General features: G+C 67.6%; 15 protein-coding genes. 7 read left to right on the top strand and 8 right to left on the bottom strand.

The window, feature by feature from the left end; all coding sequences use genetic code 11:
• The first annotated feature begins 43 nt into the window (after window positions 1-43).
• Together CR918_RS17605 and CR918_RS17600 are read left to right on the top strand one after the other, a co-directional pair.
• Entirely contained in the window at window positions 44-688 is a 645-nt protein-coding gene (locus tag CR918_RS17605; RefSeq protein WP_049467575.1) for a hypothetical protein, read from the top strand.
• Between the two features lie 73 nt (window positions 689-761).
• On the top strand, window positions 762-1721 hold the full coding sequence (locus tag CR918_RS17600) for a sodium:calcium antiporter (protein WP_099843951.1): 960 nt from the start codon (window positions 762-764) through the stop codon (window positions 1719-1721).
• Window positions 1722-1829: 108 nt separating this feature from the next.
• On the opposite strand, the gene CR918_RS17595 is transcribed toward CR918_RS17600, so the two are convergent.
• The 8 genes from CR918_RS17595 to CR918_RS17560 all read right to left on the bottom strand — a co-directional run bounded on the left by CR918_RS17595 (window position 1830) and on the right by CR918_RS17560 (window position 9756).
• Window positions 1830-2216, bottom strand: a complete 387-nt coding sequence (locus CR918_RS17595; protein WP_025874597.1) for a Na+/H+ antiporter subunit G — start codon at window positions 2214-2216, stop codon at window positions 1830-1832.
• Window positions 2213-2497 carry a K+/H+ antiporter subunit F gene (locus CR918_RS17590; RefSeq protein ID WP_025874598.1) on the bottom strand — a complete coding sequence of 95 codons (285 nt, stop codon included), beginning with the start codon at window positions 2495-2497 and terminating at the stop codon, window positions 2213-2215. Before CR918_RS17590 ends, CR918_RS17595 begins: the two co-directional genes overlap by 4 nt.
• Complete coding sequence (locus CR918_RS17585; RefSeq protein ID WP_093818195.1) at window positions 2494-3000, bottom strand: Na+/H+ antiporter subunit E; 507 nt, start codon at window positions 2998-3000, stop codon at window positions 2494-2496. Before CR918_RS17585 ends, CR918_RS17590 begins: the two co-directional genes overlap by 4 nt.
• Complete coding sequence (locus CR918_RS17580) at window positions 2997-4532, bottom strand: monovalent cation/H+ antiporter subunit D (protein WP_099843949.1); 1536 nt, start codon at window positions 4530-4532, stop codon at window positions 2997-2999. Before CR918_RS17580 ends, CR918_RS17585 begins: the two co-directional genes overlap by 4 nt.
• Window positions 4529-4906: a Na+/H+ antiporter subunit C gene (locus CR918_RS17575; RefSeq protein ID WP_025874601.1), complete on the bottom strand. Its 378-nt coding sequence runs from the start codon at window positions 4904-4906 to the stop codon at window positions 4529-4531. The genes CR918_RS17580 and CR918_RS17575 overlap by 4 nt, the downstream gene beginning before the upstream one ends.
• Window positions 4906-7734 carry a monovalent cation/H+ antiporter subunit A gene (locus CR918_RS17570; protein ID WP_032976643.1) on the bottom strand — a complete coding sequence of 943 codons (2829 nt, stop codon included), beginning with the start codon at window positions 7732-7734 and terminating at the stop codon, window positions 4906-4908. Before CR918_RS17570 ends, CR918_RS17575 begins: the two co-directional genes overlap by 1 nt.
• 331 nt (window positions 7735-8065) lie before the next feature.
• On the bottom strand, window positions 8066-8551 hold the full coding sequence (locus tag CR918_RS17565) for an Mpo1 family 2-hydroxy fatty acid dioxygenase (protein ID WP_025874603.1): 486 nt from the start codon (window positions 8549-8551) through the stop codon (window positions 8066-8068).
• Between the two features lie 278 nt (window positions 8552-8829).
• Entirely contained in the window at window positions 8830-9756 is a 927-nt protein-coding gene (locus CR918_RS17560; protein WP_032976644.1) for a phosphoribosylaminoimidazolesuccinocarboxamide synthase, read from the bottom strand.
• 141 nt (window positions 9757-9897) lie between these two features.
• Here CR918_RS17560 and CR918_RS17555 point away from each other — a divergent pair, with 141 nt between their 5' ends.
• The 5 genes from CR918_RS17555 to yegS all read left to right on the top strand — a co-directional run bounded on the left by CR918_RS17555 (window position 9898) and on the right by yegS (window position 13298).
• Window positions 9898-10227 carry a J domain-containing protein gene (locus CR918_RS17555; protein WP_025874605.1) on the top strand — a complete coding sequence of 110 codons (330 nt, stop codon included), beginning with the start codon at window positions 9898-9900 and terminating at the stop codon, window positions 10225-10227.
• Window positions 10228-10284: 57 nt separating this feature from the next.
• Window positions 10285-10959 (top strand): ribulose-phosphate 3-epimerase, encoded by a 675-nt coding sequence (gene rpe / locus CR918_RS17550; protein ID WP_025874606.1) that lies wholly within the window; start codon window positions 10285-10287, stop codon window positions 10957-10959.
• Window positions 10960-11016: 57 nt separating this feature from the next.
• Window positions 11017-11496: a GNAT family N-acetyltransferase gene (locus CR918_RS17545; RefSeq protein ID WP_099843947.1), complete on the top strand. Its 480-nt coding sequence runs from the start codon at window positions 11017-11019 to the stop codon at window positions 11494-11496.
• Between the two features lie 26 nt (window positions 11497-11522).
• Window positions 11523-12110 carry a hypothetical protein gene (locus tag CR918_RS17540; protein ID WP_099843944.1) on the top strand — a complete coding sequence of 196 codons (588 nt, stop codon included), beginning with the start codon at window positions 11523-11525 and terminating at the stop codon, window positions 12108-12110.
• A gap of 255 nt (window positions 12111-12365) precedes the next feature.
• Complete coding sequence (gene yegS, locus CR918_RS17535; protein ID WP_099843942.1) at window positions 12366-13298, top strand: lipid kinase YegS; 933 nt, start codon at window positions 12366-12368, stop codon at window positions 13296-13298.
• Window positions 13299-13302: the final 4 nt, after the last annotated feature.

The raw sequence follows: 13302 nt of genomic DNA, 5'->3' as shown, positions 1-13302 counted from the left end.
GCTGCGGTAGCGTGCACCCACCCTGTGCCAAGGATCTGCACCGATGAAGCATCTCCCGATGGCCGGCCTGCTGCTGTTGTCGTTGGCCGCCTGCAACCGTAGTCCCGACACCGCCGCACCGGCAGCGCCGCCCGCGGCCACCGCACCGGCGAAGGATGCCTCCGTTCCCGCCGACGCCGATCTGGCCACCGCTTCGCCGGTGGATCCGCGCAGCGACAGCCCGGCACGCCTGGATGGCTTCGGCGGCGCCACGCTGGGCGCAGGCATCGCCGAGGTCCGCAGTGGCTTCGGCACCCCCTTGCAGGGTCTGGGTACCGACGCCACGGGCAAGCCGCTGCCTGCCGACGATGCCAATGAAGGCTGCTACTTCCTGCGCCCGCAGGGGGCCGAAGACCCGCGCCTGATGTTCGAAGCGCGCAAGCTGGTCCGCTACGACGTACGCAGCCCGTCCATCGTCGCCCCCGGTGGCGGCCGGGTCGGCATGACCCTGGGCGAGCTGCAGGTGCTCTATCCCGAGCGCGCCGACGTCGGTCCTGACAAGTACGACGACAAGGCCCAGCACCTGCGCGTGCGCCCGGCGCAGGAGGGAGCGGCGATCATCGATTTCGCCCTCGGCGCTGACGGCAAGGTCGGCGCCTGGCGGGTCGGCAGGACCCCGCAGGTGGACTACGCCGAAGGCTGCGGCTGATCGGCCATCCTCGGCTCACCCGCCGCGGGTGGGCCGAGCGTAGAATCGCGCCACGACCGCTGGGGAGCGCCCGATGATCGCTATTGCCATTGCCTGGTTCCTGCTCGGCCTGCTGTTGCTGGCCCTGGGTGGGGACTCCATCGTCAAAGCCGTGTCCGGCCTGGCGCAGCGTTTCGGCGCCAGTGCATTCACCGCAGGCCTGCTGTTGCTGGGTATCACCACCTCGCTGCCGGAGCTGGCGGTCAACGCCCGCGCGCTGGTGGTGGGCCAGCCGGAGCTGGCCTTGGGCAATGCCGTCGGCAGCAGCGTGGTCAACCTCGGCCTGACCCTGGCGGTGGCCGCGATGGTCGCGCCGTTGCTGCTGCGCGCGCGCCTGCAGGCCGTGCTGTGGTGGGGGCTGCTGGCCGCGGGCCTGCTGCTGATCGTGTTCGGACTCGATGGCCGCCTGCTGCGCTGGGAGGCCGGCGTGCTGGTGGCCGGGTTCGTGGTGGTGCAGTTCCTGCTGCTGCATCGCGGACGCCATGAGAGCGCCGAGGTACAGGCGATCATTGCCGAGTCGGCCCTGAGCCGCACCAGCCTGCCGTTGAACGTGCTGCGCCTGCTGGTTGCCGCACTGGCGTTGTATTGGGGCGCGCGCCTGGTGGTCGGTGCCGCCGCTGATTTCGGCGCCGCGCTGGGCTGGACGCCGCTGCTGGTGGGTCTGCTGCCGGTGGCGATCGGCACTGCGTTGCCGGAGGTGGCGGCCGCGGTCGCGGCAGCACGCCGTGGTCACGGCGACATGGTGCTGGGCCACGTGCTCGGCTCCAGCGTGGTCAACCTGATGCTGGTGATCGGTGCGATGGGGCTGCTGCAGCCGCTGGCGTTGCCAGCCTCGTTCGTGCGCCTGGAACTGCCGGCGGTGCTGGCCTTCGCACTGGTGCTGTACCCGATGCTGCGCGGCGACCTGCGCATCAGCCGCATCGAAGGTGCGGTACTGCTGGGCGCGTTCGTGGCCTGGCTGGGGCTGGAAATCGCGCTGGTCACACCGGTCTGAGGTAGTGCCGGCCGCTGGCCGGCAACCTCGGCGAACTCGCAGCCAGGCATGGCCTGGCTCTACTGGCGGTTATCCGGGGTCGTGCCGACCAACGGTCGGCACCCACCGTCAACGCGCGGTGGTTTCCTCTTCGCGCTCCGGTTCCGGCGGCGGCAGCTGCTCGTCTTCGGCACGCTCGTTGCCCGGCAGGCTGGGGCGCGTTTCCATCAGCAGCGACAGTGCGGCCTTGGCCATCAGGTGCGCGCTGATCGGTGCGGTGATGAACAGGAACACGGTGATCAGCAGCTCGCGCGGCTGCGGGTCCTGGCCCAGGAAGATGTGGTAGCACACCGAGCACACCAGCACGCAGCCCACGCCCAGCGTGCTGGCCTTGGTCGGTGCGTGCAGGCGCTTGAAGAAGGTGGACAGCTTCACCAGGCCCAGTGCGCCGACCAGGATGAAGAAGCAGCCGAACAGCAGCAGGATCGACAGCGCGATCTGGATGAAGGTGATCATTCGACGATGTCCCGGCGCAGCACGAACTTGCTCAGCACCACGGTGCTGCCGAAGCCGAGCATGGCGATGATCAGTGCCGCCTCGAAGTAGATCGCCGAATTGAGGTACATGCCGAACAGCATCAGTTCGGCGATGGCGGTCACCGACAGCGTATCCAGTGCAAGGATGCGGTCGGGCACGGTCGGCCCGCGCAGCAGGCGCCAGGTGGCCAGCAGCATGGCCAGGCCGACCACGTGCATGCACACCACCAGGGTGGTCTGGATGATCTGGAATCCAGTCATGGGAAGATCTCCATCAACGGGGCTTCATAACGGCGCTTGATCGTGTCGATCAGCTCCTGCGGGTCTTCCAGGTGCAGCACGTGCACCAGCAGGAATTTGCGGTCGTCGCTGAGGGCGGCCGACACCGTGCCGGGGGTCAGGGTGATCATGCTGGTCAGCGCGGCGATGCCGTGGATGTTGGCGATGTCCAGCGGCAGCCAGATGAAACCAGGGTGGATGTTCTTTTCCGGGCCCAGCACCTGGATGGCCACGCGGATGTTGGACATCAGGATGTCCCACAGGGTCACCAACAGCAGCTTCGGCAGCGGCCGCAGGGTGCCGATGCGGGCGAACTCGCGGTCCAGGCGCGCGGCGAACAGCGGAATGACCACGCCCAGCAGCAGGCCCAGCAGGAACTGGCCGAGCGTGAAGCTGTCGGACATCAACAGCCAGAACACCACCACCATCACGCTCAGCGCGGGCGAGGGCAGCAGGCGGCGGATCGGGGAACGCTTGGCGGTCATGGCTGGCGGATCTCCGGCGTGGTCGCGCGCAGCTGCTGCACGTAGTCGCCCGGCTGCAGCAGCTGGGTGGCGATGGCGTCGGTGTGCTGCATCAGCGGGGCAGCGAACAAGGTCATGCCGATGCCGTAGGCCAGCAGGATGCAGGCGGCGAACAGCTCCACACGGCGCAGTGGTGCCTTGCGCGGTGGCGGTGCATCGGGATCGGGCAGCGGCACGCGCCAGAACAGGCGGATGCCGCCGCGGGTCAGGCCCATGATGACCAGCAGGCTGCTGACCAGCACTGCGGTCCACACCGCGCCGGTGTACTGCGCCGGCATGCCGGCCAACAGCGCGGCCTTGGCCAGGAAGCCGGACAGCGGCGGCAGGCCGGCCACCGACACCGCCGCAATCAGGAACAGCACGGCCGGGGTCTCCTTGCCGGGCATCGGTGCGATCACTTCCTTGCGGTCGCTGGCGCCGCCACGGCGGCGTCGGATCAGGTCGGCGACCAGGAACAGTGCGGCGGCGACGAAGCTGCTGTGCGGCAGGTAGTACAGGCCGGCCGACAGCACCTCAGGCGTGCCCACCGAGAAGGCGATGAACAACGTGGCCGCCGAGACGATCACCAGATACGAAATCAGCACGCGCAGGCGCGCGGCGGCCAACGCGCCCAGGCCACCCAGCACCAGCGTCGCTACGCCGGCCCACAGCAGCCAGTCGCGGCCGTAGCCGGCCATCGCCCCCGCATCCTCGCCGAACCACAGCATCTGGATGCGCAGCACGGCATACAGGCCCACCTTGGTCATGATCGCGAACAGCGCCGCCACCGCCGCCGGCGCACGCGCATACGATTCGGGCAACCACAGGTACAGCGGCATCAGCGCGGCCTTGGCACAGAACACCAGCAGCAACAGGCCCATGGTCGCCTTCACCAGGGTCAGCTGCGCAGGCGGCACTTCGGCGATGCGCTGCGAGAGCTCGGCCATGTTCAATGAACCCAGCGAGGCGTACAGCAGGCCCAGTGCGATCAGGAACAGGGTCGAGGCGGTGACGTTGAACACCACGTAGTGCAGGCCGATGCGCATGCGCAGGCCACGGCCGCCACTGAGCAGCAGGCCGTAGGAGGCGATCAGCATCACCTCGAAGAACACGAACAGGTTGAAGATGTCGCCGGTCAGGAAGGCGCCGTTGAGGCCGACCAGCTGGAACTGGAACAGCGCATGGAAGTGCGGTGCGCGCCGGTCCCAACCCGAACACGCATGCAGCAGGCAGGGGATGGCCAGCAGCAGGGTGGTCAGCAGCATCCACGCCGACAGCCGGTCGGCCGCCAGTGCGATGCCCAGACGCGACGGCCAGTCACCCAGCAGGTACACGCGTATGTCGCCGCCAGCGGTGTCGGCGAACAACAGCCCGACCACCACCGCCAGCGCGCCCAGTGCGGTCCACGCCACGGCGCGCTGCACCTTCGGCCCATAGCGGCGGTGTTCGACGAACAGCGACAGCGCAGCGCCGAGCAGCGGTACCAGGATCGGCAGGATCACCAGATGATTCATGCGCGGTCCTCGCCCCGGCGCGGCGGTGCATCGTCGTCCGGCTCGTGCGCGTCCACGTGGTCACTGTGGTTGTCGCTGCGGCTGCGCATGGCCAGCACGATGCTGACGGCGGTCATCGCAAAGGCAATGACGATGGCGGTCAGCACCAGCGCCTGTGGCAGCGGATCGGTGTAGTTGCCCAGGTGGCTTTCCACGCCTTCCTGCAGCACCGGCGCCTTGCCCTGCACCACGCGGCCGCCGGCGAAAATCAGCAGGTTGGTGGCGTAGGACAGGAAGGTCATGCCGAGGATCACATCGAAGCTGCGCGCGCGCAGCAGCAGGTAGATGCCGATGGCGGTCAGCACGCCGATCGCAGAGGCCAGGGCCAGTTCCATCAGTGCATCTCCCCCGTTCGTGCCGAGCGGCGTTGCAGGTCGATCTCGCCCTTGCGCGCGGTGCGCGTCCGCGAGGGTTTGACGGTGGCCATCATCGACAGCATCAGCATCGCGCCACCGAACACCACCAGGTACACGCCGATATCAAAACCAATCGCGCTGGCCAGCGGTACATCGCCGATCAACGGCAGGTGCAGGTCCAGGTGGCCGCTGGTCAGGAACGGCACGCCGAACAGCATCGACGCGGCGCCACTGAGGATGGCGATCAGTAGGCCGGTACCGATGCAGCGGATGTAGTCGAAGCCGAAGCGTGACTCCACCGAGGCGGTGCCCTGGATCACGTACTGGATCAGCAGCGGCACCGCCAGCACCAGGCCGGCGATGAAGCCGCCGCCCGGCGCGTTGTGGCCGCGCAGGAACAGGAAGATGGAGACCGTCAGGGTCAGCGGGAACATGATCTGGGCCAGATCGGCCGGCACCGGCAGCTTGATCGGCGGACCGGGCATGATCTGCTCCGGCGCCATCCGCGTGCGACGCAGCAGTGCATGCACGACCAGTGCGGCAATGCCGAACACGGTGATCTCGCCGAAGGTATCGAAGCCGCGGAAGTCGACCAGGATCACGTTGACCACGTTCTGGCCGTACGCCTCGGGCAGGGCGCGGGCAAGCAGCTCGCCGGCCATGGTGTTCGGCGGCAGGGTCATCGCGCTGTAGGCCAGCGCGCCCAGGCCGGCACCGGCCACGATCGCGATCAGCGCATCACGGCGCTTGCGCCAGCGCGGCCGCTCCGGGCCGGACTGTGCCGGCAGGTAGTTCATGCCCAGCAGCATCAGCACCAGGGTCACCATCTCCACCAGCAGCTGGGTCAGCGCCAGGTCCGGTGCGGACAGGAACACGAAGGTCAGCGCCACCATCAGGCCGACGCCGCCGACCAGCAGCACGGCCAGCAGGCGCTGCTTGTACATGCGCAGGGTCGCCACCGCGCAGGACATCATCACCAGCCACAACGCCCAGCCCAGCAGCGGTATCGGCTGCGGTCTGGTCCATTCCGGCGAGGCCGGGTTGGCGATGTAGGGCGCGGCGGCGACCACGATCGCCACCAGCACCAGGCCCAGCAGCATGCGCTGCAGGCTGCCGTTGGCGATGCCGGCGGTCAACCGCTGCGCACCGGCCGACAGCAGGTCCAGCTGGTGGTGGAAGACGTTGCGTCCGGGCGTGGTGTTGGTTACCGCGTGCAGATCGATCAGCTTGCGCAGGCCGAAGTAGAGGGCCACGCCACCGACCACGCCAGCGGCGCTCATCGCCAGCGGCAGGTTGAAGCCATGCCAGATCGACAGGTTGTACTCGGGCATCGCGCTGCCGAGGATCGAGGCGGCTGCCGCGTGCAATACCGGGGCCACGGTCACGGCCGGGGCGATACCCACCGCCACGCAGATCACCACCAGGATTTCCACCGGTACCTTCATCCAGCGCGGCGGCTCGTGCGGCACGCGGTCCAGGCCATGCGGGCCCTTGCCGAAGAACGTGTCGTGCACGAAGCGCAGGCTGTAGGCCACGCCGAACACACCAGCCAGCAGCGCGGCGATCGACACCGCCGTGCGCATGGTGTCGGTGCCGCCCGCCGAGAGCGCTTCGGCGAACAGCATTTCCTTGGACAGGAAGCCGTTGAGCAGCGGGATGCCGGCCATCGCCAGCGAGGCGATGATCGCCAGCGCGCTGGTGAACGGCATCAGCCTGCGCAGGCCACCCAGCTTGCGCATGTCACGGGTGCCGGTCTCGTGGTCGATGATGCCGGCGGCCATGAACAGCGAGGCCTTGAAGGTGGCGTGGTTGATGATGTGGAACACGCCGGCGACCACCGCCATCGGCGTGGACAGGCCGAACAGCAGGGTGATCAGGCCCAGGTGCGAGATCGTCGAATAGGCCAGCAGGCCCTTCAGGTCATGCTGGAAGATCGCGTTCCAGGCACCGATCAGCAGGGTGATCGCACCGATGCCGCTGACCGTGTAGAAGAACAGATCGCTGCCGGCCAATGCCGGATGCAGGCGCGCCAGCAAGAAGACGCCCGCCTTCACCATGGTGGCCGAGTGCAGGTAGGCCGACACCGGGGTGGGGGCGGCCATCGCGTGCGGCAGCCAGAAGTGGAACGGGAACTGCGCGCTCTTGGTGAAGATGCCCGCCAGCACCAGGAACAGGGCATAGGGGTACAGCGCGCTGGCGCGGATCTGCTCGCCGGCGGCCAGCACCACGTCCAGGTCGAAGCTGCCGACGATGCGGCCGATCAGCAGCACGCCGGCCAGCAGCGCCAGGCCGCCGCCACCGGTGATCACCAGCGCCATCCGCGCGCCCTCGCGCGCGTCCTGGCGGTGCGACCAGAAACCGATCAGCAGGAACGAGCTGATGCTGGTCATTTCCCAGAAGACCATCAGCAGCAACAGGTTGCCCGACAGCACCATGCCCAGCATGGCGCCCATGAACAGCAACAGGTAGGTATAGAAGCGGTGCGCGTTGTCCTGGCTGCTGAGGTAATAGCGCGCATACAGCACCACCAGCGCGCCGATGCCCAGCACCAGCCCCGCGAACATCCAGGCCAGGCCATCCAGGCGCAGGGTGAAGTCCAGGCCGATCTGCGGCAGCCACGGAACCATCGTGCGCACCACCTGGCCATCAAGCACCGATGGGGTCAGCCAGGCGAGGATCGCCAGCCCGCCCAACGGCGCCAGCGCCGCCAGCCAGGCAGCAGTCGAGCGCGAACTACGGGGGAAGGCTGCGACAGCCACTGCCATGAGGAATGGCAGGGCCAGCAGCAGGGGCAGGCTGGGGAGCATGCAGGGAATCCATGATTCACGAGCAGGTCAGGGAGCATAACAGGCTGCCAAATGTCGCCGAAACCCATTGAACAGCGATCAATTGCATGTAACGTGCGCTGATTCATTTTTTCTGCGATGCAGCATGCCGCGCGGATGACCATCAGGACCCGCTGGGCAGGTCCACCCTACGCCCACGCAGGGACAGCGCAGCCCCTGTCGCACAGGGACCGGCGCCGCTGGGCGGGGCAAGGTGAGGAGGTCACCGCGGCAGGCTGGCAGGCGCGCCGTGCAGTGTCGGTGACGGGATCTGCCCGTTCAGGAAACGAAGGCGTCGACGCGGCGACGCTGGTCAGTAGCGCCAGTCGAGCTTGCGATAGGCCTTGGCCATCACCCACGCCGGGCCGATCAGCAGGTAGGTCAGGTCGGTCAGGAAGCTGGGCTTGCGGCCTTCGAACTTGTGGCCGATGAACTGCGCGATCCAGGCGACGACGAATACGCCGATGGCCAGCGAGCGCAGGTTGTGCAGGCCGATTTCCGCTTCCAGCAGCCGGCACAGGCAGCCGAACACGAAGAACTGGATGAGCATGCCGATGCCAAGCGGACGCGACAGCTTGTTGTAGAAGCACCACGCGCTGAACATCGCGAACGCCGACCAGATGCCGTATTGGAACCAGGTGATCAGCGGCGGCACGCACCACAGCAGGGCCACCACCGACCACAGGATCGCCGGCACCGCCACCACGTGGATGCGCTGGTTGACCACATTGCGGTGGTCGTCGGAGTAGCTGGCGAAATAGCGGTCGATCGGACGCGCAAGCTGGGTGCTGGTCTGCATGTGGCCAGCATACCCCGGCCGGGGCCGCCAGTAGAGCCAGGCCATGCCTGGCTGCAGTTTCGCCGGGGTTGCCGGCCAGCGGCCGGCACTACCAACCGTCAGTAGAGCCAGGCCATGCCTGGCTGCAGGTTCGCGGGGTTGCTGGCCAGCGGCCGGCACTGCCAACCGCCAGTAGAGCCAGGCCATGCCTGGCTGCAGTTTCGCCGGGGTTGCCGGCCAGCGGCCGGCACTACCGCACTCAGAACGCCCCCGCCACGCGGGCCGGGGGCGCAGGGGGATCAGTCGACGCTGATCCCGGCCAGACGCTGCAGCGCCTCGGCGTACTTGGCGCGGGTGCGCTCGATGATCTCCGCCGGGATGCTGGGGCCCGGGGCGGTCTTGCCCCAGTCCAGCGTCTCCAGGTAGTCACGCACGAACTGCTTGTCGTAGCTCGGCGGGCTGGTGCCCACTTCGTACTCGTCGGCAGGCCAGTAGCGCGAGGAATCCGGCGTCAGCATCTCGTCCATGATGTACAGGCGACCGTCGGCGTCGGTACCGAACTCGAACTTGGTGTCGGCCAGGATGATGCCGTGCTCGCGTGCGTAATCGGCCGCGAACTTGTAGATGCGCAGCGTCGCGTCGCGCACCCGCTCGGCCATTTCCGCACCGACCGTCTTCACCATCGCGTCGAAGTCGATGTTCTCGTCATGGTCGCCAACGGCGGCCTTGGTCGAGGGGGTGAAGATCGGCTCGGGCAGCTGCTCGGCCTGGCGCAGGCCGTCGGGCAGCTCGATGCCGCTGACCTTGCCGGTGCGCTGGTAGTCCTTCCAGCCGCTGCCGATCAGGTAGCCACGGGCGATGGCTTCCACCGGTACCGGCTTCAGCTTGCGGGTGACCACCGCGCGCTTGGCGTACAGGGCCGCGTCCACGCCCTCGGGCAGCACGCTGGCCACATCAATGCCGGTCAGGTGGTTGGGCATCAGGTGCGCGGTCTTGGCGAACCAGAAGTTGGACACCTGGCAGAGCATCTCGCCCTTGCCCGGGATCGGGTCGGGCAGGACCACATCGAACGCCGACAGGCGATCGGTGGCGACCATCAAGAGGTAGTCCCCCGGTGGGGTCCCGGCTGGCAGCCGCTCGCGCGGGATATCGAACACGTCACGCACCTTGCCGCGGTGGCGCAAGGGCAGGCCGGGGAGATCGGATTGCAACAGCGTGGTTGGCACGGGCACTCCTGGGGCTTCGTCGATACGGCTGCCCAACGGACCCGGCGGGCCCGCTGACCAGCGGGCGGCCTAGTGTAAAGCGGTCCGGGCCCGCTGTGACGTAAAATGAGCGTCCATTTCGCCGGTCGACCCTGGGGCGCCATGCGCTGGTACGGAAAACTGCTCGGATTCATCGCCGGCGCCCTGCTGTTCCGGCCCAATCCGCTGTTCGGCGCGGTGGTCGGCCTGTTGCTGGGGCATGCCTTCGACAGCGACTGGTTCCGCCTGAACAAGGAGAACCCGTACCGCGAGCTGGGGCTGACCTCCGAGGCCACCGATGCCGAGGTCGAGCGCGCCTACCGCAAGCTGATCTCCCAGTACCACCCCGACAAGCTGGGCGGCGCCGCCCCCGAGCTGCAGCAGCAGGCCGAGCAGAAGTCGCGGCGCATCAACGCCGCCTACGACCGCATCAAGACCCTGCGCAAGCGCTGACCCCATTGCCCCGCCTGCGGGCGGGAGACCCCTTTCCCCGTTCCGAAGGCCCCGGCCATGTCCAACTGCCTCATCGCTCCTTCCATCCTCTCGGCCAACTTCGCCCGCCTGGGCGAGGAAGTCGACAACGTCCTGGCCGCGGGTGCCGACTGGGTCCATTTCGATGTGATGGACAACCACTATGTGCCCAACCTGACCATCGGCCCGATGGTCTGCCAGGCGCTGCGCAAGCACGGCGTCACCGCGCCGATCGACGTGCACCTGATGGTCGAGCCGGTCGACCGCATCATCCCGGACTTCGCCGAGGCCGGTGCCACCTACATCAGCTTCCACCCGGAGGCCAGCCGCCACGTGCACCGCACCATCCAGCTGATCCGCTCGCTGGGCTGCAAGCCGGGCATCGTGCTCAACCCGGCCACCCCGGTGGACATCCTCGACTGGGTGCTGGACGACCTCGACCTGGTGCTGCTGATGTCGGTCAACCCGGGCTTCGGCGGCCAGGCCTTCATTCCGTCGGCCTTGGACAAGCTGCGCGTGGTGCGCCAGAAGATCGATGCCAGCGGCCGTGACATCCGCCTGGAGATCGATGGTGGCGTGAAGGCCGACAACATCGGCGAGATCGCCGCCGCTGGCGCCGACACGTTCGTCGCCGGCTCGGCCATCTTCAACGCCAAGACCAGCTACCAGGACGTGATCGCGCAGATGCGCGCCAACGTCGCTGCAGCGCGCTGACAAAAAGGGGACGGAGGGGATTAAGCTCGTTCAATTCCCTCCGTTCCCTCTTCGCCCATGGCACTGTTGAACATCCGCCCGGCCACCGTCGCCGACGCCGGCCTGATCCTTCGGTTCATCCGCGAACTGGCGATCTACGAGAAGGCCGAGCAGTCGGTGCAGACCGACGAGATCGGCATTGCCGAAAGCCTGTTCGGCGCCGACGCCACCGCCCGCGCGCTGGTCTGCGAGGCGAACGGCGAAGCCATCGGCTACGCGGTGTATTTCTACAACTATTCCACTCGGCTGGGGCGCAAGGGCATCTACCTGGAAGACCTGTACGTGAGCCCGGAAAAACGCGGCTCCGGCGCGGGCAAAGCGCTGCTGAAGTACATCGCCCGCCAGGCGGTAGCTGAAGGTTGTGGTCGCTTCGAATGGTCAGTGCTGGACTGGAACACGCCGGCCATCGACTTCTACACCGCAGCCGGCGCCAGACCGCAGGACGAGTGGACGGTGTACCGGTTGGAAGGTGAGGCGCTGAAGGCATTCGCCGGGTAGGCCGAGTCCTGGCGACTGGTGTGCCGATGAAATACGCCATTGCCGCACTCCGCCAGCGGCTGCCGGCCTCGATTGCTGTCTGCAGGCAGGCGCTGGAGGCTGCCGGCGGTGACCTGTCACAGGCGCACGCCTTGGTGGTTGATCAGCTCGTGGCCGATTACGGGCACCGCACAGGGTTGGGGGTCGCCGAGGCCGCCATTGAGCTGCAGGCCGCTGGCCATGACGTGGAACGCGCCATGATGCTTTGGCGTCGCCGCCACCCATCACCGCCACCGCGGCCATTCGCGGCGCTTGAAAAGGGATGGGCGCTGGCAGCGGAGCTGGCTTCGGTGGACACCGGGTTGCGCTGCTTCGCCCATGTCATTCCTGGCGAACAAGACACCTACGAGCTGCGCATGATCACCCATGCCGCACGCTTCACCGAGACCGCCTATGGCTTCGACTACGACTACGCCATGCAGGACGCGCAGACGCGGGTGGGACGCAGGTTCGTAACCGGAGTTCCGGCGCTCGACCTTCTGTTGCAGGAGTACGCAGTTGATGAAGCGATGTTGTGCAGCATCGATGCCTTCGACAGCTGCCTCCTGCACGGTCCCATCGAGGCTTACCTGTAAGCCGATATGCAGCGCCGCGCAGCAAAAAAAAAGCCACGCCAAACGCTGGCGTGGCCTTGCTGCATGCGTGGGAGGCTGATCCTGCCTCCATCCGTCGTCCCTGCTATGGCCTTCCATTCTCCCGGTGGCCGATGACACCTGCATGACATGCCGCGCGGGCGAGCCCAGCGCCCTGACCTGAACGGTGGCCACTGCCTTTCACTGGCCCCGAACGCGCGGTTGCTAGCCTGTGCCGCCCTTCCCTGGAAGCACCGCATGAGCACCCCCCGCTGGCGCCTGATCCTCAACGGCAAGTCCGCAGGCAACGATGACCTGCGCGAGGCCGTGGGCCACTGGCGCGAACGCGGCGTGCAGCTGGAAGTGCGGGTGACCTGGGAAGACGGTGATGCCGAGCGCTATGTCGCCGAGGCCATCGACCACGGCGTGGACGTGATCGTGGCGGCCGGCGGCGACGGCACGCTCAGCGCGGTGGCCGAGACGCTGGCCCATCGCGACGAGCCGGCTGAGGCGCTGCCTTCGCTGGCGCTGGTGCCGATGGGCACCGCCAACGATTTCGCCACCGCTGCGGCCATTCCGGTGGAGCCGCAGGAGGCCTTCGCGCTGATTGCCGGCGGCCACCCACGCCCCATGGACCTGCTGCGCGTCGATGCCGACGGCAAGCCATGGTGGTGCGCCAACCTCGCCAGCGGTGGCTTCGGCACCCAGGTCACGGTGGAAACCGATGCCGGCTTGAAGAAGATGCTCGGCGGCCTGGCCTATGTCATCACCGGTATCGCCAAGCTCGGCCGCATCGAACCCATCACCGCACGCCTGAGCGGGCCGGACTTCCAGTGGGAAGGTGGGTTCATCGCGCTGGGTATCGGCAACGGCCGTCAGGCCGGTGGCGGCCAGCAGCTGTGCCCCCAGGCACTGATCGATGACGGCCTGCTGGATGTCACCGTGGTGCCGGAACTGGAGGGTGAAGTCGCAGCCACCCTTGGACAGATGCTGACCGGCGGCAAGGAGGCGGCGCTTGAACGTGTCGCCACGCGCGCGCAGCTGCCGTGGCTGCAGATCGACGCACCGCAGCCGTTGACGTTGAACCTGGACGGCGAACCGGTGCAGGCACGCCGCTTCCGCATCGACTGCGTGGCGGGCAGGGTGCGGATGCATCTGCCGGATGACTGCGTGCTGCTTTCCGGCAGCTGAGACA

Source organism: Stenotrophomonas indicatrix (assembly GCF_002750975.1).
In the GTDB taxonomy this organism is placed as follows: Bacteria; Pseudomonadota; Gammaproteobacteria; order Xanthomonadales; family Xanthomonadaceae; genus Stenotrophomonas; species Stenotrophomonas indicatrix.
This window is presented reverse-complemented; position numbering and strand designations above follow the sequence as displayed.